Below are 20,606 nucleotides of genomic sequence, written 5' to 3'. Positions count from 1 at the left end.
CAATTGATTGTCAAAAGAACGATTCTTACACTGTTGGTACTGGTCATCTCGATCGGCTTCGCCATTCCTGCCGCCGCATCGGGCGCTGACGGATATACATACGATTTCACGGGTAAAGCGGTTCCGGCGCCTCCTCCATATTCGTTGGAGAGAGTTGTGTATGGGAACGATGCTCAGGCAGGGGCATTCCATTCGCCGGAGGACTTGTATGTATCCAAGCAAGGCGGCATTTATATCGCGGATACCGGCAATAACCGGATTGTTGTGCTTAACCGGGAGTTTCAGACGGAGCTCATGATTGACGAATTTGAGCACGATGGGAAAAAGGATACGTTTAATCAGCCTTCAGGCGTGATTGCCGATGCGGACGGGAATATCTTTGTGGCTGATACGCAAAACCGCAGGCTCGTAGAGTTTAATGCCAAAGGCGAATTCATACGCGTGATCGGCGAACCTAAGTCCTCGCTGATCCGCCAAGGCTTTCAATATGCGCCTGTCAAAGTAGCTGTCGATCAAGCGAAACGAATTTATGTCGTCAGCCGGGGTTCCTATGAAGGAATCATGGAATTTGATCCTGACGGCGCCTTTAACGGTTTCGTCGGTTCGAACAAGGTCAGGTTCAATCCCATCGACCTTTTCTGGAAGCGGATATCGACCAAAAAGCAGCGCGATCAGATGCAGCAGTTCATTCCGATTGAATTTAACAATATAAGCCCCGACGAAGAAGGATTTCTGTATACCACGACGTCAGAGGAAAATTCGGACCGTCCGATCAAAAGGCTGAACCCTTCCGGAGAAGATATTTTAAGGGATAAGGGGTACTTTCCGCCCCAAGGGGATATTCATACGCTGAAGGTAGGCAGCGCACCCGGCAGCTCTATCTTCATCGACGTGGCAGCAGATGTCGGCGGCATGTACAGCGCGCTCGACTCGAAACGCGGACGGATTTTCACCTATGACAAAGACGGCAATCTATTGTATATGTTCGGCGGACTGGGAAGCCGGCAGGATACGTTTCGTACCCCATCGGCCATCGCAATGTTTGAAGACCAGATGCTGGTCCTGGACAAGGATAACAACCGGATAGCCGTGTTTGAGCCTACAACTTACGGCAGCCTGATTCGCGAAGCCGTAACGGCGCTCTATAACGGGCAAGCGGATCGGTCGACGGAAGCGTGGCAAAGCGTGCTGAAGCTGAACTCCAATTTCGATGTCGCTTATATCGGGATCGGCAAATCGCTGCTGAAGCAGGGCGATAACCGCGAAGCTATGCATTATTTCAAGCTTGGAAGCGACAGGGGGAACTATTCCGAAGCGTTTAAAAGATACCGTAAAGATGTGGTAACCGACCATTTCGGGACGATCGTTTTTGGCATCTTGGCCGCTATCCTGCTCATCTATGCAGCGATCAAGCTTGGCAGGCGAAATATCGCCGGCAGCCACTACGAGGAAATCGGCGTGATCAAAAACCCTTTTTACACGATGGTCCATCCGTTTAACGGTTTTTGGGAAATGAAATTCGAGAGGAAAGGCCGCGTCTCGATTGCCGCCATCATCCTGCTCCTCGTCGTGCTTGTCACGATTATCAAACGGCAGTACAGCGGATTTGTCGTTAACTATAACAATCCGGCTGAACTGAACAGCATTAATGAATTTAAGTTTATCGTGCTGCCATTTGTGCTTTGGTGTGTGGCAAACTGGTCGCTGACCACCTTGATGGACGGTGAAGGGAAATTTAAAGAAATCATCATGGCCACCGGATATGCACTCATGCCCTTACTGATCATTTACATACCGCAAACTCTCTACAGCAGCGTGATTACGGAAAGCGAAAGCGCGTTCTATTACTTGCTGGATACGATCGCCTACATTTGGTTCGTATGGCTGCTGTTTATCGGAACCATGACGGTTCATCAATATTCGGCCGGGAAGACGGTCGTGACTATGCTGCTCACACTTGTCGTCATTGGGATCATTCTTTTCCTCGGCGTGCTGTTCTTTAGCATGATCCAGCAAATGTACAGTTTCGTGATGTCCTTATATCAAGAAATTTCGTTCAGGTTCTAAAGGAGGGAAGCGCTGTGCCAGCTGCAAGGAAGTTTACCATCGGGATTGTCATTGCCTTGGCCATCGGCGGTACTGCAGTTTTTAGCAGCAGCGGACATCTGCACCCTGTTGAAGCTGCTGTAAGCCCTGCTCCGGCAGGAAATGGGGGAACTGCTGTACTACAGCAATCGTCCAGCTTGCTGTCGTCCCTCCGCGTTTCCGCAAGGGATGAAAAGACGACGGTAAATACACCAGAAGAATTAACGGCTTTGTCAGCAATGAAGCGGTATGCCGAAAATAACGAACTCGAACTGTACATGAATCAGGAGACAACGGAAATAGCCGTCAAAAATAAGCAGGATGGATACGTATGGTTCTCCAATCCGATAGGCCGCGGGAACGATCCTATCGCATCGCCGCTGTATAAATCCGAAATGTCGTCGCAGGTTCAGCTTACGTATTACAACGATAAGGGACAGATCAACCAACTCAACAGTTTTGACGACAGCGTCAGCAAGAAGCAGTTCGAGATTCAGGATTTGGAGAAGGGCGTTAAGGTCGTTTACCAGATCGGAACGATACACAAATCGGCGGAGGCGATCCCGCAGGCGATTAGTAAGGAACGGTTCGAGGAGCTTATTCTCGGTAAGCTTAAGGACGAGCAGACCCGAACCAATGTGGCCTATAAATTCAAATTCAATGAGGAGAAACAAATATACGAGGTCAGGCAGCTGCAGGATTACGTAGCGGAGGAGCTGGCCAAGACACTGGCATCTGTCGGATATACGAAAGAAGATGCGTTGGAAGACAATAAGGCCAATGGCGTAAGCGAACAAGAAGGTCCCGAGCAGCCGCTGTTTACCATTCCGGTGGAATACAAGCTCGAGGGAGATCATTTGGGAGTTACCGTCAAGACCAGCGAAGTTACGTACCCTAAGACGTATCCGCTTAAGTCCCTTCAAATTTTGAAATATTTTGGAGCGGCTGACGGCAGCAAGTCAGGGTACATGTTTGTTCCGGATGGATCCGGCGCTTTAATCAGGCTGAACAATAACAAGCTGAATGCTGAGCCATACCAGCTTCCTGTTTATGGGGAAGACGGAACGTTTGACGTCAAAGAAAAAATTCAGACCAATCAGCCGACGCGGCTTCCTGTATTCGGCATGAAGCAGAATGATCACGCTTTTGTCGGCATCATCGAAAGCGGGGACGCACTCGCGGAGATTTCAGCGGACATCAGCGGCAGGTTCGTTTCTTACAACAACATAAGCAGTATGTTTAACATCGTAGCTATGGATTTCTACACGCTCACTTCAGGAACGAAAACGAGCTCGGTTCCGATGTTCCAAACGAAAGCGTACCAGGGGGATATTCAAATACGCTATGCTTTCCTGACCGGAGCAAACGCGGATTATACCGGAATGGCGGCTCGTTATCGGGATGATTTGGCCGGTAAATACAAGCTCAAAAAGATTGCGCAGACGGACCACACCCCTTTTGTGCTGGAGCTTGCGGGCGCTTTCCAGAAACAAGCATCCTTTTTGGGCATTCCTTATGAAAAGACGGAATCGTTAACGAGTTACAGTGAGGCCGTGAAGCTCTTGAAAATGCTGAAAGATCAAGGCGTGGACAGCTTAGCCCTGCGCTATGTCGGCTGGTTTAACAACGGCATCCGGCATCGATCTCCATCCAGCATCAGCCTGGAAAGCGCTTTGGGCGGGAAACGAAAGTTCCGGGAATTGATTGATTACACGCAGCAGAACGGTATCGGCTTTTACCCGGATGCAGCGTTCCTTGAGAAATACTCGGGATCCAGGAACAGTGCCCTATTTTTGGATCGGAGCAAGGCCAAAATTTACGACTATGATCCTGTCATGTATGTGAAAGATACGTCATCATTCTCTCATTATGTTCTGGCACCTGCGAAACTTCCCGGCGTTGTCGACGGATTTATCAAAGATTACAAAAAATTCGGAATAACGGGCCTTTCGCTCAGAGATTTGGCAAGTGAAGTCAATTCCGACTTTAACCAAGACCATCCGGTTAACCGTCAGGATGCACGCGAGCGGAGCGTACAGGAAACAAGCAAGCTAAAGAAAAATGTTTCATCCCTTATGGTAAACGGCGGTAATGCCTACGCCCTGCCTGCTGCCTCGATCATCGTCGGTGCCCCGACGGAGAGCAGCCGGATGAATATTACCGACGAAGTCGTGCCTTTCTATCAAATCGCCCTTCACGGCTATTTTGATATTGCGGGATCCCCATTCAATATGGATGAACAACGGGATCCGCGAAACTCGATGCTGAAGGCGCTCGAGACGGGCTCGGATATATATTACGAATGGTTTTACAGCAAACCTTCCGCCGTTAAGGAGACGCCCTATGATGATCTGAATGCACTGTATTACGAAGATTGGCTGAGCGAAGCGGTTGCGCTGTACAAGGAAGCCGATCCGATCCTTGCCAAAGTTCGCGGCCAGCTGATCATCGGCCACCGGAAGCTCGCCGACCAAGTGGTACGAACGGATTTTGAGAACGGGGTAACCATCTATGTCAATTACAACAAGACTGCGGTAGATGTGGACGGTTTACGTATCGCAGCGCAAAGCTACCGGATAGGCGGTGAGTAAGATGTTCAAAAAACAACTGACTCTGGAACAAAAAAAGGCATGGACCGGCGTTCTTTTCGCGACGCCGCTTATGATCGGGTTACTATTATTGTTTATTTTCCCGCTTATTCAATCCTTTCGTTATAGCTTAAGCTCGATCAACCTGGTGGAAGGCGGATTTGCTGTCGATTCCAAAGGTTTTGTCAATTACACGAGCTTGTTTACGACCAATGCGGAGTTTCCTCGCAAACTGGTTGAATCATTTATCAACATGATCGTGAATGTACCGATCATTATTATTTTCAGCTTGTTCGTCGCCGTCCTCCTGAACCAGAAGTTTAAGGGGCGGGCGATCGCCAGGGCCATTTTCTTTCTCCCGGTCATTCTGGCTTCAAGCGCAGTCGCCAATATGGATGTGAGCAGCATTGTCGGCGGAGGAGCCATCACGGCCGGAGGCGGGGGAGGCGAAGACGGATCCGGACTCTTGCAAAGCATCGAACTTAAGAAAATGATGATTGAATCCGGTCTGTCCCCGATTTTCGTTTCCTACATTACTGGTGCTGTTGATCGGATCTATGAAATTATCAGTTCTTCCGGCGTGCAGATTTTAATCTTTTTGGCCGGGCTACAGTCGATATCGCCATCTTTGTACGAGGCTTCCAAAATCGAGGGGGCTACCGGTTACGAAACGTTCTGGAAAATAACGTTCCCGATGGTCACGCCGCTCATTCTGACCAATCTCGTGTATTCGATTATTGATTCGTTCAGCCGTAACGAGCTGAATACGTTGATTTCGCAAACGGCGTTCCAGACCATCGACTTCGGGCTGAGTGCCGCCATGTCCTGGGTCTATTTTGCCGCAGTGGCTGCATTCCTGGCTATTTCCGTCGGTATCGTCTCACGGAAAGTGTTTTATTACGACTAAGGGAAGTTAGAAAAGGAGGCGTACACCATGCAATCCCTATCTGTGATCGCAAGCCGATGGGTGGACAGGGTCAATCCGGTTGAGAAGGGGAAAAGCTGGCTCTGGAGGATCATCCGGACCGTATTGGTCATTGGCTTTTGCTTCATTATTTTGTTTCCGTTATTTCTTCGGCTCTCCGTCGCTTTCCGCAGTAAAGCGGATGTTTATGATCCAACGGTGCTTTGGATCCCCCGTCATTTTACGTTCGATAATTTATGGATTGCGATCCAAACGACCGATTATTTCGAAGCGCTGCGAAATACCGTATTTATTTCCGCAAGCACAACCGTCATTCAGCTGGTATCCTGCTCGCTTGCCGCTTACGCGTTTGCACGGCTCAAGTTCAGGGGCAGCGGGCTCTTGTTCGCCATCGTCATCTTTACGATTATCGTTCCACCGCAGACGATCATGATCCCGCTGTATCTAACCTACCGTTATTTTGATTTATTTGGACTCGTAGGCTTGTTTTCGAAGAAATCCAGTTTTAATCTCATTGATACCTTTTGGCCGTTCATGATCTCTTCCATGACGGCGATGGGACTTAAAAACGGACTGTATATTTATATTTTGAGACAGTTTTTCCGTGGCATTCCCAAAGAAATTGAAGAAGCGGCTTTTGTGGATGGGGCAGGCATATTTAAAACGTTTTTCAAGATCATGATTCCCAATGCGGTTCCAGCCTTTGTTACCGTGATGCTGTTTTCTTTCGTGTGGCAATGGAATGACAGCTATTACGTCAGCTTGTTCCTGAAAAAAATCAAAGTACTGTCCACGGCCCTAATGGATATGGGCATGGGATTGAGCGAGCCGGACCCCATTTATCAAGGGATTTTGCTGAGTACCGGAGTACTGCTGGCTATGGGACCTCTGATTATTCTCTATCTGTTTGTTCAGCGTCACTTCGTGGAAAGTGTAGAACGTACTGGGCTGGTAGGCTGACTCGGTGTAATTGGAGCTATGCGCTGAACTGTCCTGAACTTTGTACTGTCTACTAAACGATAATATAATGAGGATAATGCATGCGCTTATCAAGGACCCCTTGTGAGTTCATCAAATCTTGTTCGATGTGAGGTTGGCATGGAAAACAGCAATAAACCGCTATACACGAAGCTTTATCAGTATCTGAAGGAAAAAATTGAAAGCAGCGAATATTTACCCGAGCAGCAGCTGCCTACGGAAGTGGAGCTTGCTGAGCAGTTTGGTGTCAGCCGGATTACTTCGAAACGTGCGCTCAGCGAGCTTGAACGTGAGGGGTATATATACCGTAAACGGGGAAGCGGAAGCTACGTCAAACTAAGAAACGTGGAGGATGCGCGACAAGATAATCTGCCCGGCGCCCCGAATTCCATGATTTCGATGATATTTCCTTTTGAAGAGGGTGGCCAGATCTTCGGATACATTCAGGGAGCTTCGGATTATTTGAATGCGAAAGGCTACTTTCTCAGTATTCATAACACCAATTACAGCGCGCAAAAAGAGTGGGAATTACTCAACACACTTCCGCAAAGAGGGATTAAGGGGATCATCCTTTATCCGAATCAAAAATGCAATCTGCAAGTTTTGTATACGCTATATATGAACGAGTATCCTGTGGTGACGATCGATAAGCATTATGACAGCCTGCCTGTCAGCAGCGTTGTTGCCGATAATTTCAATGGGGGATATGTCGCCGCAGAACGACTTATTCGTCTTGGACACAAACGGATATCCTTCGTTTCTTTTGTCGACATGGAAACCACCAGCTCCGTCCTGCAGCGTTTCTTCGGTTACTGCCAGGCGCTGAAGGATCATGGACTGCCTTTGGATAATGATATCGTCATCAATGAATTTTTTGTTGGCCCTATTCACAGCATTCCGCGCGAGCATTATCGAAATTTATTAACGCAGCTGTTAGCGAAGGGGGTTACCGCTATTCAGGTGGAGAATGACCTGCTGGCCAGCGACTTTTTGAAAATATGCGCGGAAATGGACATCAAGGTCCCTGAACAAATGTCGATCATCGGTTTTGACAATAGCGATTTTCTGGAATGGATGGGCATCCCCTTGGCCTCTGTAGCACAAGATTTGTACGAGATCGGTAGAAGAGCCGCAGAAATCATCGTGAATATGCTGGAGTCGAGTCATTATCTGCAGGAAAAGGTGACCATTCCCGTAAAGCTGGTGGAGCGGGATTCTATTGGGCCTTGTATCGTTAGTGAAGTGAAATAGAAGCCAAAGCTTAGTCAGGACAGGATCAGAACTGAAAGCATTGGAATACAGAAATGATCGCTCCGTTTGAAGTTGAACCTTGACTGGTGATATTCTGCAAATACAAAATCAAATAGCCGCCGGCTCTAAAGCCAGGCGGCTGGATCTGTATTTCCTTACTTGATCTCGCTCAGACGAGCCTCCAGACGATCCCAAGTTTCGCTGATGCCTTGCAGCATGCCCATGTCCATAACCGTTTTGAGCGCCTCTGCGGAAGCATACACCGCACGGTTGACCAGCTTCGTCTTGCCTCCTAAATCGATGAATTCCAACGTGATTTCGGTCGATGGCAGCGTGTCATTTACATTGCCTTCGGCATCTGAGAAGTAATCGGTGTAGATGATTTTCTCCGGCTCGGCTATTTCCTTGTAGACGCCTTTACCCCAGGATTCCATACCGTAAAATTCGCCTTGATTCCGATCGACGCATTTCATGCAGTAGTGCCAAACGCCACCCGGCCGGAAATCGACGTTGCAAACTGGAATTTCCCATCCTTTTGGCCCCCACCAATGCTTGAGATGTTCAGCCTCCTTAAACATTTGGAACACGAGATCGCGCGGTGCCTCGAATACACGTTCCAGTACCAACACCCGGTCGTTTTCTACTTTCGAAACGATTGCATTGTTTGACATTTTATAATTCCTCCTCAACCCATTTAATTGCAATTCTCATTTTTCCTTGTTTTGCAGTTCACGCAAGTATTCTTCCAGATTATCGAATCTGCCTTCCATGACGTTCCGGAAGGAGTCCACCCAAGACACCAACGTCAGGAAGGGCTTGGGCCGCAGCTTGTAGATTCGGCGATTGGCTTCGGCCTTTACTTCTACAATCCCGTTGTCGCTAAGCACCTTTAAATGCTTCGAGGCTTGGGGCTGGCGAAGACCCAAACGGTCGGCGATTTCACCAACAGTCAGAGGACCATCGCGCAAAAGTTCAACGATACTCATACGATTCGGTTCGGCCAAAGCGCTCAGCGTTGTCATATCCATAACCGGATTCTGCCTTGGCATGTGTGCTTCACCTCATTACGGGATGGCTCTTTTTAAAATCTCATCTCCTTCATCATGATGTCGTTTTGTTGATTTAAATATACCTTAAAGGGAATATTCCTGTCAAGGAATATTATGATTGGTTATTATGTTTTTTTACCGGTTCAATACATCACCGTCAGGAAGCGGCTAGTTCATCCAGCATGGAGTTACTTTTAGGCAGACCATCGAGAGAGGGGAGGTTCGTTTTGTGAAACCGTAATTTTTTTCTGTAAAAGTAGCTTTTTACCCTTCTCACAAAAAATGGATCAATAATAAATGTAGTAATCCACATAAAAAAGAGAGCCTTAAACCAGCTCTCATTACTTTTTTACTTGCTATTCATGGTAATAGATCGCATCATATGGAAACTCGAGCTTTTTCATTCGATATTCCTTTGGTGTCATGGACATATATTCACGAAACACCTTGCCGAAGTAGCTGGGGCTTTCGAAGCCGCATTGTTTGCCAAGATCTTGGATCGGCATGTCGGTGGTTCGAAGTAAGGTGACTGCAGCTTCAACCCTTCGGTCTCGTAAATAAGAAAGGGGTGAGGATTGCTCCGATTTCTGAAACAGCCTGCATAAGTGATGCTTGTTCATTTCGCAGTGTTCGGAGAGCATGTCTAACGTTACTGGAGAAGCATAATGCTCCTTCATGAACCGCTTGGCCTTTAGGATGATGGAGTTCGAGTTCTCGTTGATGTCCTTGTTAGATTCTCTGCTTGTCTTGACTAAAGTAAGCATCCACTCATAGACACTACTGGACAATTGGTATTTATCAATGACGTTCTCCTCGGCTATCATGCTTAAAAGCTTCCACAGACCTAGAATTAAGGGAGAGCCAGCATCTTTGTAAATGACAGGCCCCTCTTGCCCAATAATAAGATCCCAAATCCGATTTGCTTCTTCCCCCCTTAAGTTAAGCCAAAGGATCTCCCAAGGCGTCCCGTTATCCGCGTAATAGTATCGGTGTCTGCTTGGAACTTTGACCAGAAATCCAGTCCCCCGGTGCAAAGTGAAGCGCTGTTGATCATATTCCAAGATGCCTTGACCGCTAAGCGTATATTGAAAAATCACATGCCCGCAATCCGGACGTTCTTCGCCTGCAAAGCTGTACTCAGAGCTGTCGATGATCTGCCAACCGATGGAGTCTAAAGTCAATATTGATTTATCGTCGCTGCGAAAAGCATAGGATGAAGGTGATACCATGTAGTGACCTCCACGACCAATGAAGTCAATTTTGTTATAGTATAGCGCAATACTTTAAGATTGTCTTCGTCATTGATCACGCATAAGATCGAGGTATAAAGAACAAAGTGGGTGAAGATATGGAGGAAACTATGTATACCGAGACGCTGAGGATAGATCTAAAGGAAGATGAGTATTGGTGGGGTGGAGCCGTCCAAGACGGAACATTCATGCCGTTCGGCAGCCAAAACTATTCGCGCGATCTATTCGGGGATGCAGCCTATAACCAAGCAGCGCCGCTGCTGCTCTCCAATAAGGGGAGACTTGTTTGGTCGGAGGAACCGTACCGATTTTCTTTTGATGGACGAGAACTCGTCATTGAAGGCAAGAAAGCAATAATGAAAGTTGAGGAAGGCGGGAGTACCCTTCGTGATGCTTACCGCTTTGCCTCACAGAAGTATTTTCCTCCCACAGGCAGTTCCCCGGATTTGCAGTTTTTTACCGTGCCTCAATACAATACCTGGATGGAGATGAGCTATCATCCAACGCAGGACAAGGTGATCGCCTACGCTGAAGCCATTTTGTCCCATGGTTTGCCGCCAGGCATCCTCATGATTGACGACAATTGGCATGAAGACTACGGGACGTTCAAGTTTCATGCGGGACGCTTTCCCGATCCCAAGGCGATGGTGAACCGGCTTCATGAGCTTGGGTTCCACGTGCTCCTGTGGGTATGTCCATTTTTCAGTCCGGACGGCGAGGTGTACCGGGACTTGAAGGAACGAGGATATTTGCTGAAAAATGCGGATGGGAAGCCGGTTGTACGTGAATGGTGGAACGGATTCAGCGCCGTTCTCGACGGGACGAATGCGGAGGCGGTTAGCTGGTTTGCGGGCGAGCTGGACCAATTGGTTGAAACGTACGGAATCGATGGATTTAAGCTGGATGCAGGAGATCCTCAGTATTACAATCTCGAGGATATCAGCTTTCGGCCGGCGACGCCGAATGAGCAGTCAGAAGCTTGGGCGCGTCTCGGACTCCGATATGCCTTTAACGAATACCGGGCATGCTGGAAGCTGGCCGGTCAGCCGCTTGTTCAGCGCTTGAGCGATAAGAACCACAGCTGGGGCAAGGACGGATTAGGCAGCCTGATTCCCAATGGTCTTGCTCAAGGACTGGTCGGGTATGCTTTCAACTGTCCCGATATGGTCGGTGGCGGCCAATACGGGGATTTAATTCGCCCGGATTTCAAGGTGGATGCGGAGCTTTTTGTCCGTTACGCGCAGTGCTCCGCTTTGTTTCCAATGATGCAATTTTCTACTGCACCATGGCGGGTGCTGGATGAAGCGCATTTGAACTTATGTATTGAAGCCGCGCGGCTGCACTGCCGGATGGGCGCTGAAATCGCCGCGTTAGCCCGTCACGCCGCCAAAACGGGTGAGCCAATCATGCGTCATATGGCTTACGTGTTCCCGGAAGGGGGCTTCGAGCAAGTGACCGATCAATTTATGCTTGGCGATGATGTCCTGGCCGCTCCGGTATTGCAGAAAGGGGCGACGACCAGAACCGTCGTGTTTCCTCCAGGAACTTGGTACGGGGATGACGGGACACGCGTGACCGGGCCATGTGAAATAGAAGTCGAGGCTCCGCTGTCCAGGCTTCCGTGGTACCGCCGGCAGGAGCGGACTTCCAACTAGATATGGCAATCTGTAATTGAGAAGGTATTTTTCTCCGATCCGCCTGCGACTTGTCGTCCAGTCAGCGTTCTGGAAGGGACCCTGGACCGTACAGTTTTCGGTAAGTCTCTGGTGTCATGCCTTCCTTCTGCCTGAACGTAGCCACGAAGTGACTCGCGTCACGGAAACCGACCGCTTCTCCGATGCGGCGTACGGTCCAATCGGGCCGGTAAGGGAGCCATTCCTTCGCCTTGCGGAGCCTCAGCTGAATCAAGTAAGCATATGCCGTCATTCCAAACAAATCACGAAATCTTTCGTTCAACTGCCGTTCACCGATGCCGAGCCGCGAAGCCATCTCCGCCAATCCGATTTCCGGGTTGGCGAATTCGTGTTCAAGCCAGTTCAGCAGACCTTGAACCCGGTCCAGCCGCTTTGAGATGGATGGCCGCTTGTCCGTGCGGGCGTCGGTGCGAAGCAGCGTAAGAAATCGATATAAATCCGCGGAATATCGCCATCCCGACGGATCGCCGCCCGATTCGGCGAACGCCAGCATGCCTTTTAGCTGGTCCGTGATCTGATCAGGGCCTGCTTCCCATTGAAACCATTCGGCGGCACTCCAACCGAGGGAACGAACGAGACTGGCGGCAATACTTCCATGAAAGGTGATATAACCGGTCTGCCAGCTGTCGCCTTTGGGCTCATACCGATGAGGCGTCCCCGGGGCGAGCAGAACACCCGATCGTTCCGTCATTTTCCAGGTGTGCCCGTTCATCGATAGTTCTCCCTCTCCACGCAGCGTCTGAATCCAATGATAATAGGGGTAGCCGGAGGGCCGTGCTATGGTTTCTTGGTCGGGTTTGATCCCAATCGTCTCCAGCTGAAGGGGCAGCAGCTCCGAAGGGAATGAGGGAACGACTCGGCGCATTTTATAAAACCTCCATATTCTTATATGAAAAATCCCGAATTTTATATTTTTTACAGATATCATAAGCCATTAAGATAGGGTTATCAAATGCAGTTTTATCATATACATTGAGGTGTGACAAGTTGATTAACAAGAAAAAAACGAAAATTTGGTATGGCGGAGATTACAATCCGGATCAATGGGAGAAGCCGGTCTGGGACGAGGATTTACGTATGTTCAAGTTAGCCGGTATAGACGTCGTGACGCTCAACGTGTTTGCCTGGGCGAAAAACCAACACGACGAAGACACGTACCATTTCGAATGGCTTGACGAGATGATGGACAAGCTTCACGCAGATGGAATTGGAGTCTGTCTCGCGACAAGTACGGCAGCCCATCCCGCATGGATGGCGCGCAAATACCCCGACGTTCTTCAAGTCGATTTTTATGGCCGTAAACGGAAGTTCGGCGGAAGACACAATTCCTGCCCGAACAGCCCGACTTACCGCAAGTTTGCAGCTCGTATGGCGGAGAAACTGGCGGAGCGTTACAAGGACCACCCGGCTTTGCTTATTTGGCATATTAACAACGAATACGGTGGTGCCGGGAACTGCTACTGTGACAACTGCGAAGCAGCTTTCCGGGAATGGCTCAAAGCGCGTTATGGCACGCTTGATGAGGTGAATCGAGCCTGGAATACCGGGTTCTGGGGCCATACGTTCTACGATTGGGAAGATATCGTCCTGCCGAGCGGACTCAGCGAGGAGTGGGCTGGGGCGAACGGGCGGACGGAGACGAACTTCCAGGGCATTTCGCTCGACTATATCCGTTTTCATTCCGACAGTCTGCTGGAGTGTTACAAGCTTGAATATGAAGCCGTCAAAGAGCACACACCGGACGTTCCTGTGACAACGAACCTGATGGGTGCCTTCAAAAAGCTCGACTACCATAAATGGGCTCGGCACATGGACGTTGTGTCATGGGACAACTATCCCCGTTTCGATACGCCGCACAGTTACACGGGCATGATGCACGATCTGATGCGCGGTTTAAAGGATGGTCAACCGTTTATGCTCATGGAGCAGACGCCGAGCCAGCAAAATTGGCAGCCTTACAACTCGCTTAAGCGTCCTGGCGTTATGCGGCTATGGAGCTACCAGGCAGCAGCCAGGGGAGCAGATACGATCTTGTTCTTCCAGCTCCGCCGATCGCTCGGCGCCTGTGAGAAATATCACGGGGCCGTGATCGAGCATGTCGGCCACGAGCACACACGCGTATTTCGCGAATGTGCTAAGCTTGGCGGCGAGCTCGCACAGCTGGGTGATACGCTTCTTGATGCTCGTGTTCAAGCCAAAGTCGCTATTTTGTTCGATTGGGAGAACTGGTGGGCGCTCGAAATGTCCAGCGGTCCGTCGATCGCTCTACGTTATGTAGACGAAGTCCATAAGTTCTATGATGCGCTGTATCGTTCGGGCATTGCGGCGGACGTCGTCAGTGTAGAAGCAGACCTAAGCGGCTACAACCTAGTCATTGCGCCCGTGATGTATATGGTGAAGCAGGGCGTTGCGGACAAGCTGGAGAAATACGTACAAGCGGGCGGTACGTTTATTACGACTTTCTTCAGTGGGATTGTCGATGAAAATGATCTTGTACAGACGGGCGGATATCCCGGCGAGCTGCGCAAGCTTCTCGGCATATGGGCGGAAGAAATCGATGCCTTGCTTCCGGACCAGCGCAACCGTATTGTTCTGTCTGAAGACACTCCCGGTATGAAACCGGAATACGAGTGCGGCATGCTCTGTGATTTAATTCATCCGGAAGGCGCCGAAGTGAAGGCGGTATATGGCGAAGAGTTCTACCGCGGCATGCCGGCGCTCACCGTTAACAAGTTCGGCTCGGGTGAAGCCTGGTACTTGGCGACAAGCCCAGAGGCTTCATTCCTTCAGGATTGGCTGTCGCCGTTGTGCGCCTCCCATGGGATTAAGCCCCACATTCTCTCCGCACCGGACGGCGTGGAGACGACGCTCCGTTCCAAGGAGGGCGAGCAATACTTATTTGTGCTCAACCATAACGCAGATGCCGTAACCGTCGAACTGGGCGATCGGACAGGCGTTGACTTGCTAACCGGCCGTACGTTAAATGGCGAAGAAACGGAACTGATGGGACATGATGTTTGGATTGTAAAACTTGATCGGTAGAGGATCGTCTCACGGGAAAGAACTCATTAGGTTAGTAGAAGTACACCTCAACAATTCCTGGTTACGGCGTGGCTCTAACATGAGAATAGGGGATGAACCGAAATGAAATTGAACGCAAACATAAGCGACTTGGAGCAAATCGTCGGACGTGTGGCGTCCTACACGTTCGACATGGACCTCACTTGGGATTGGCCGGGAGGCGTCGCTTACTATGGCGTCAGCAGGGCATTCGAAGTCACGGGCGAGCAAGCGTACCTTGAGCGGATGAAGGATTGGGTGGATGAATATATCGAAGCAGGCTTGCCGGGCTGGACGGTGAATACGTGCGCAATGGGTCATATGCTGCTCACGTTATATGAGCAGACAGAAGACGAGAAGTATGCGGAGATCATTCATAGCAAAATCGATTATCTGGAGAATCATGCGCTGCGTTTCGGCGATCGGGTGCTTCAGCATACGGTATCGTCGGGTAACGATTTTCCGGAGCAGTGCTGGGCGGATACGCTGTTCATGGCGGCTTATTTCATGCTGCGGGCAGGCATCATATTCGATAAAAAACATCTCATTAACGACGCCCTGCATCAATTTTTCTGGCATATCAACTACTTGCAGGACGACAACGACGCCCTTTGGTATCACGGCTACAACCATATGAAGCAGGATCATATGTCAGGCATTTACTGGGCGCGCGCGAACGCTTGGGCAGCCTATACGATGGCTCGCGCGGCGCACATCCTGCCGGAAGGGTATCTTTATCCCCCAATGATGCATATATGGAGTTCATTGCGCGATCAACTTGCCGCGATTAAGAAGCTCCAGAAGGAAGACGGCCTGTGGGGAACCGTTCTAGATGTTCCGGAAGCTTATGGCGAGGTATCGGCTACGGCGGGCATTGGGGCGGCAATGGTTACTCAAGGCAATCCGCTGCACGCGAAATACGTGCAGAAGGCGCTTGACGGCCTGCTAGCGAATATTGCCGACAACGGCCGCGTGCTGAACGTATCGGGAGGAACCGCTGTCATGAACGACATCTCCGGTTACCTCGGCATCGACAGGAAATGGGCTCAGGGCTGGGGGCAAGGACTGGCGCTCGCGTTTCTAACTTCGGTGATCGAAGAGCTCAAGAAAGATCATGCGAAATTGGATCAACAGTCGGTGGATGCTTTGTGATAATGAATGGGATGATTTCCTTGTAACATTGGGGAAGCTCAAGAGCAACTAATCAGAATGATTAGTTGCTCTTTTATTGTCGAGCCGGGTAACTATAGTACTTTATCTAAGTGAACACCTAAATATCCAAAAAGTGTCGGCTTTTCATCAAGATCAAACCAGTGGTAATTATAAATCCAACCATTATCCTCATCATTGCTTTGGACTATGTGGGTGAACTGGTCTGGGCATGCAGCGTTCATTTGAAAGTAGTATCGCTTAACGTTACTCTTGAGCTTTTCTAAGTAGTAAGTGTACTCGCCAAGTAAAATAATATTTGCTGCATCGTTAATACCTGCCTCTTCATGGATCTCTCTTTGAACAGCACTGAGCAAATCTTCATTTTCCTCAACGGTTCCCCCAGGTACCTGAAGTCCAAGATGCTCATACCCTTGTTCCTTAAACACAAGCAACTGTCGTTTATTATTATGAAGACGAGTTATATACGCTGTAACTTTACTTACAGTTTTAATCTCCATAAACATCCATTCCTCCATAAAGCAAGCCGATCTTGTTGGCCGGCTGCCAGAGATATCTATATTGTACGGTATAGTCGGAAGATTGTATTCATTTCATAGTTAGAACAATAAAGCCGGCAATCCGTTGACAACTATTTTATTGAGAACGATTAGCCGTTTTTTGGGCTGCAAATGTCACAATCCATAACTTCACAATCGCAAACTTTCGCAAAAAACGCAGAGAATTGCTTGAATAAAGGGAATTTTGTCTTGGGGATCGAAACGGATAGGCCTGAAGCATTATTTAAGTATACATTTCAAATTAATCATTGTATTAAGAATACTTAAAATATAAAATACATACCGAATATATTGATAAAGGAGGTTCACAAAGTGCGTCTGCGACTGTTATCAGGTATTTTGTCTGTGGTCATGCTTATTCAGCTTATTCCGGTATTCAAGGTGCACGCAGGTCCGTATGTACCGGATCTACCGCAATCCGATCATGTCCTGACGGGCCAGGATTTGATTCCGGCCCTCGTTCTCCACGATTTCAACACGCCCGAAGATGTAGCGTCATGGAAAGCGGGGACGAACACCAAAGGGGTCCAGTATGTGACAAGTATGCTAAACGGCCCGAACTCGCCGTATGAAGGTAGCGGTGTCCTGGAACAAATCCCGGACCCGGTCAAAGTGTATGAATGGCGCACGATCTATACGGAATACGAGCAGCCGAAGGACCTGTCCGCCTACCGTTTTCTGGCGTTTGCGGCAGACAGCTATGGGTGGCAGGCATCTGCAGACTATGTGCTGAAGGTGAAGCTGTTTAGTGGAGACGACGAATTTGAGAGCATCGCCCGTATCCGCCCGGACCAATGGAAGCGGGTCTTTATCCGGCTGGGGGAGTGGGAAGGCAAACATGCCGTCACCAAGATGGAAATTTCCTTTATGCAAAATTTCGATTTGGAAAATGTACAGCCGGGCCAGCCGGGGTATGACTCCTGGGATGGACGCTTTCAGATCGATTATATCTGCGCGACGAACGTGATTGATCTCGGGTTTAATCAGGAGGGGGAAACCGAAGGCTTCACCGCCATGAACGGCTCGCTCCAGGCGCAGAACGGGGCATTGGCATACACCATGGAGGCCGAAGGCGGGTACATCGAATCACCGGAGATCAAGATAGATACTTCTAAGCGAAACGGCATGACGATGGACATGACGAACGACACGGGGGCTCAGGAGCTGAAAATCCAGTGGCGGACCGAGGGGCGAGATTGGTCTGACGATCAGGTGAAATCGTTCACCGTTCCGGCCAGCGGCACCTTCTCGCAAGATTTTAACTTCTCGGATCATCCCGGATGGCAGGGCATCGTAACTGCATTCCGCATCATTCCGGCAGCATCAGCCGGCACGATCAAGCTGGATCAGATTCGCTTCAGGCAGCTGCCGGAAATGGAGCAGCCTTATGCAGGCAAGGCGGAAGCCAGAATAGATCATGACGGAAAGATCATCATTGAAGGAACGGTTGATCCAGACTTTGTGTCTGCTCATCCTGAAGGCCAGCTGGAGCTGTTTGAATTGGCGACTTACGAGGATGCGAAGGAGGTGCTTTCGGCCAAGACACCTCTAGCAAAGGCCGCTCTGAGCGAGTCGTTCCGGTACGAAACGGCTGTGAATGACGGGCAGCGGAGCCGTCTTTACTCCAAATTCTCCGTTGCGTTCCGTGCGGAAGACGGCACATACACTCTAATGGACGCTCCGCAGTATATCACCAATCCGGAAGCCAACGCTCGCAACACCGAGCCCTATCCAGAGGCGCAAAGCATCAAGGGGCTTCAGGTACAAATGACGGGTGACGCCCAGGAGCTCGGGATCAGCCATGCGGCACTGAATGTGAGCTACAACGAACTCATGTACAAAGCCGATAACCATCCGGATAATACGATATCTTACGACCTTGAAGGGGAAACCTTCTATTTCCGCAAAGACCGGATCGAACGTATGGATAACGCCATCAAAAGTTTGTCCGACAACGGCATTATCGTCTCCCTGATCTTAATCATGTATGATATCAAGGATCCCGATTCACCCAATGAGTTCCTGATCCATCCGGACTCCGAGCCTGGAGGAACCGTATATGCGCTCAATACGAGTAATGAAATGGGCGTAAAGTACGTGAAGGCGGCAACCAAGTTCATGGCGCAGCGTTATTCGATGCCAAGCGAACAATACGGGAGAGCCGTCAATTATATCGTCGGCAATGAAGTCGGTCAGAACAAAGTTTGGAACAATATGGGGCCCAAAAAGGTGGATGCCTACGTCCGGGAGTATGTCCAGACCTTCCGGCTGATCGACACGATCGTCAAAGGTGAATACGCCAACGCCAGAACGTATGTATCTTTGGATCATTTCTGGAATGAAAAGCTTGACGATGCTTCCCTCTGGAAATACGACAACAAGGTCATTGTCGATAAAATGGCGGAATTATCGCGTAAAGAAGGCGATTTCGCCTGGAACATTGCCGCGCATCCTTACCCGGAAGATTTGTTCAACCCGCGGTTCTGGAATGATGCCACGGCAACGGATTCGTTTGACACCCAGCGGATCACATTTAAAAACCTGGAAGTTCTCGTGAATTATATGAAGCAGCCGGAGTTTCTCCATAACGGGGAGATGCGGCGGATCATCCTGTCGGAACAAGGCTTCCACAGCTTAACCAATTCGGAAGAGCATCAGAAACTTCAGGCCGCCGCTTATGCTTATGCTTATTATAAAGTGAAGTTTTTGGATGGAATTGACGCTTTCATCCTCCACCGGCATGTTGACCATGGACAAGAGGGCGGACTTAATCTCGGCTTGTGGACCCATACACCGGACAGTGTCGTGACGCCGGATCAACCGAAATATATATACGATGTCTTTAAATATATCGACACGGCCCGCTCGCTGGAAGTAACGGATTTCGCCAAGCCGATCATCGGGATCTCAGATTGGCGGGAAGTGATTCCGAACTTTGATCCCGGCAAGCTTCAGGACCGGACCCTTCCTTCGATCCGTGGCCTCGATTACATTCGTGACGTGCAGAAGCCAGGGGAAGGAAGCGGTTTTGAAACTGGTACCGACGGCTATATTGCATCGGATGAGGTGCAACAAGTGCGGAGAGATTCCGGTCACGCCTTCAACGGAACGGGCTACCTGGCAGCCCGATTCAACAGCCCGTACGCGAAAAATTGGGCTGGCGTGCAGAAAGAATTCGCGGGTCCGGTCGATGCCAGAAAAACACCATACTTCACGACAGCGCTTCAGCTGGCAGATGTGAATCGAGAAAAAGCATATGAGGCGAAAATCATTCTGTACAGCGGATTTGAACAGATCGAAGGGACTGCCAAGCTGGATCCGTCGAAGGAATGGCAGCAAGTCTCGCTTCCGCTTGGGGATTGGAAGGGAGCGAAAGCCGTTGACCGAGTGAAGATCTGGGTGCGCTCCGAGGGAGGGGATCCTTTTTCAGGAGAGCTTCGTGTCGATGAGGCCCGATTTGCCGAAAAAGTGAAATATGATCCTCATTCGCCCAACCTGGAGATCTCGGTACAGCAGCTGCCGCCCAAGCTTGAGGTTGGGGCGAAGCTTACCGTCACGGTCACAAATCTCGGATCCCAGAAGCTGAACAAGAAACTGAGGGTAGAGTTACCCCAAGGAATTCAAGCATCCCCTAGAAGCATTGATCTTGGCGACGTTGGAACCGGGATGAGCAAGAAAATCACCTTACAGATTACCCAATATGCTCCGTTGAATGAAAAGGATCTGACATTGACGTTGGACTATGACTCCCGCAGATTTACCTTTCCTTTGGCGTAGGGACATTTTACGTACTTGCGCCCATCATCCATTCAAACTTCTCAACTTCTATAGAAATGACTGTGGTGCTCGATAGTGAGTGCCGCAGTCTTTTTTTATATCAGAGCTGTTGTCCTTTGGGGGATCGGTCCACTCAATGTATATATAGTTGTAAACAACATCAATAAAGTATATTATAATCTTAATAAGAATACTTAAATGAAACTTCTATTGCTTTCA

14 protein-coding genes are annotated in these 20,606 nt (G+C 49.5%); 9 read left to right on the top strand and 5 right to left on the bottom strand.

Going from position 1 to position 20,606, the window contains the following annotated elements:
* Positions 1 to 3: 3 nt before the first annotated feature.
* The 5 genes from CJP46_RS28965 (at position 4) to CJP46_RS28945 (ending at position 7,827) form a co-directional block, all read left to right on the top strand.
* Positions 4 to 2,067 (top strand): YIP1 family protein, encoded by a 2,064-nt coding sequence (locus CJP46_RS28965; protein ID WP_094599104.1) that lies wholly within the window; start codon positions 4 to 6, stop codon positions 2,065 to 2,067.
* Positions 2,068 to 2,081: 14 nt separating this feature from the next.
* On the top strand, positions 2,082 to 4,676 hold the full coding sequence (locus CJP46_RS28960; protein WP_094599103.1) for a DUF5696 domain-containing protein: 2,595 nt from the start codon (positions 2,082 to 2,084) through the stop codon (positions 4,674 to 4,676).
* A 1-nt stretch (position 4,677) separates the two neighbouring features.
* Entirely contained in the window at positions 4,678 to 5,580 is a 903-nt protein-coding gene (locus tag CJP46_RS28955) for a carbohydrate ABC transporter permease (RefSeq protein WP_094599102.1), read from the top strand.
* A gap of 27 nt (positions 5,581 to 5,607) precedes the next feature.
* Complete coding sequence (locus CJP46_RS28950; RefSeq protein WP_094599101.1) at positions 5,608 to 6,558, top strand: carbohydrate ABC transporter permease; 951 nt, start codon at positions 5,608 to 5,610, stop codon at positions 6,556 to 6,558.
* A 138-nt stretch (positions 6,559 to 6,696) separates the two neighbouring features.
* Positions 6,697 to 7,827 carry a GntR family transcriptional regulator gene (locus tag CJP46_RS28945; protein ID WP_094599100.1) on the top strand — a complete coding sequence of 377 codons (1,131 nt, stop codon included), beginning with the start codon at positions 6,697 to 6,699 and terminating at the stop codon, positions 7,825 to 7,827.
* Positions 7,828 to 7,982: 155 nt separating this feature from the next.
* On the opposite strand, the gene CJP46_RS28940 is transcribed toward CJP46_RS28945, so the two are convergent.
* The 3 genes from CJP46_RS28940 to CJP46_RS28930 form a co-directional block, all read right to left on the bottom strand.
* The gene (locus CJP46_RS28940; RefSeq protein WP_094599099.1) at positions 7,983 to 8,498 is read right to left on the bottom strand and encodes an SRPBCC domain-containing protein; all 516 of its coding nucleotides are present in this window, start codon (positions 8,496 to 8,498) and stop codon (positions 7,983 to 7,985) included.
* A 36-nt stretch (positions 8,499 to 8,534) separates the two neighbouring features.
* Positions 8,535 to 8,876, bottom strand: coding sequence for an ArsR/SmtB family transcription factor (locus CJP46_RS28935; RefSeq protein WP_094599098.1), 342 nt, complete (start codon positions 8,874 to 8,876; stop codon positions 8,535 to 8,537).
* A 356-nt stretch (positions 8,877 to 9,232) separates the two neighbouring features.
* Positions 9,233 to 10,105 (bottom strand): AraC family transcriptional regulator, encoded by an 873-nt coding sequence (locus tag CJP46_RS28930; RefSeq protein ID WP_094599097.1) that lies wholly within the window; start codon positions 10,103 to 10,105, stop codon positions 9,233 to 9,235.
* 119 nt (positions 10,106 to 10,224) lie between these two features.
* On the opposite strand from CJP46_RS28930, the gene CJP46_RS28925 reads away from it, so the two are divergent.
* Positions 10,225 to 11,781, top strand: coding sequence for a glycoside hydrolase family 31 protein (locus CJP46_RS28925; protein ID WP_256992581.1), 1,557 nt, complete (start codon positions 10,225 to 10,227; stop codon positions 11,779 to 11,781).
* 61 nt (positions 11,782 to 11,842) lie between these two features.
* On the opposite strand, the gene CJP46_RS28920 is transcribed toward CJP46_RS28925, so the two are convergent.
* A complete protein-coding gene (locus CJP46_RS28920) occupies positions 11,843 to 12,685 on the bottom strand; it encodes an AraC family transcriptional regulator (RefSeq protein ID WP_094599095.1) in 843 nt (280 codons plus the stop codon).
* Between the two features lie 122 nt (positions 12,686 to 12,807).
* On the opposite strand from CJP46_RS28920, the gene CJP46_RS28915 reads away from it, so the two are divergent.
* Together CJP46_RS28915 and CJP46_RS28910 are read left to right on the top strand one after the other, a co-directional pair.
* Complete coding sequence (locus tag CJP46_RS28915) at positions 12,808 to 14,862, top strand: beta-galactosidase (protein WP_094599094.1); 2,055 nt, start codon at positions 12,808 to 12,810, stop codon at positions 14,860 to 14,862.
* A gap of 102 nt (positions 14,863 to 14,964) precedes the next feature.
* Entirely contained in the window at positions 14,965 to 16,032 is a 1,068-nt protein-coding gene (locus CJP46_RS28910; RefSeq protein ID WP_094599093.1) for a glycoside hydrolase family 88/105 protein, read from the top strand.
* Between the two features lie 92 nt (positions 16,033 to 16,124).
* Here the strand turns inward: CJP46_RS28910 and CJP46_RS28905 are convergent, their stop codons facing one another.
* A complete protein-coding gene (locus CJP46_RS28905) occupies positions 16,125 to 16,550 on the bottom strand; it encodes an NUDIX domain-containing protein (RefSeq protein ID WP_179281373.1) in 426 nt (141 codons plus the stop codon).
* Positions 16,551 to 16,922: 372 nt separating this feature from the next.
* Between CJP46_RS28905 and CJP46_RS28900 the strand changes: the two genes are divergently transcribed.
* Complete coding sequence (locus CJP46_RS28900) at positions 16,923 to 20,387, top strand: DUF5722 domain-containing protein (protein WP_094599091.1); 3,465 nt, start codon at positions 16,923 to 16,925, stop codon at positions 20,385 to 20,387.
* The last annotated feature ends 219 nt before the right edge of the window (positions 20,388 to 20,606 follow it).

This window comes from Paenibacillus sp. XY044 (genome assembly GCF_002257645.1).
Lineage (GTDB): Bacteria > Bacillota > Bacilli > Paenibacillales > Paenibacillaceae > Paenibacillus_AQ.
The sequence above is the reverse complement of the archived record's forward strand: the minus strand, read 5'-3'. Positions and strand labels throughout refer to the sequence as shown.

What these genes read in the sequence shown, in the direction of transcription:
- CJP46_RS28955 (WP_094599102.1), top strand. Translation starts at nt 4,678, where the DNA reads ATGTTCAAAAAACAACTGACTCTGGAACAAAAAAAGGCATGGACCGGC.
- CJP46_RS28940 (WP_094599099.1), bottom strand. Translation starts at nt 8,498, where the DNA reads ATGTCAAACAATGCAATCGTTTCGAAAGTAGAAAACGACCGGGTGTTG.
- CJP46_RS28930 (WP_094599097.1), bottom strand. Translation starts at nt 10,105, where the DNA reads ATGGTATCACCTTCATCCTATGCTTTTCGCAGCGACGATAAATCAATA.
- CJP46_RS28925 (WP_256992581.1), top strand. Translation starts at nt 10,225, where the DNA reads ATGGAGGAAACTATGTATACCGAGACGCTGAGGATAGATCTAAAGGAA.
- CJP46_RS28945 (WP_094599100.1), top strand. Translation starts at nt 6,697, where the DNA reads ATGGAAAACAGCAATAAACCGCTATACACGAAGCTTTATCAGTATCTG.
- CJP46_RS28905 (WP_179281373.1), bottom strand. Translation starts at nt 16,550, where the DNA reads ATGGAGATTAAAACTGTAAGTAAAGTTACAGCGTATATAACTCGTCTT.
- CJP46_RS28910 (WP_094599093.1), top strand. Translation starts at nt 14,965, where the DNA reads ATGAAATTGAACGCAAACATAAGCGACTTGGAGCAAATCGTCGGACGT.
- CJP46_RS28950 (WP_094599101.1), top strand. Translation starts at nt 5,608, where the DNA reads ATGCAATCCCTATCTGTGATCGCAAGCCGATGGGTGGACAGGGTCAAT.
- CJP46_RS28935 (WP_094599098.1), bottom strand. Translation starts at nt 8,876, where the DNA reads ATGCCAAGGCAGAATCCGGTTATGGATATGACAACGCTGAGCGCTTTG.
- CJP46_RS28920 (WP_094599095.1), bottom strand. Translation starts at nt 12,685, where the DNA reads ATGCGCCGAGTCGTTCCCTCATTCCCTTCGGAGCTGCTGCCCCTTCAG.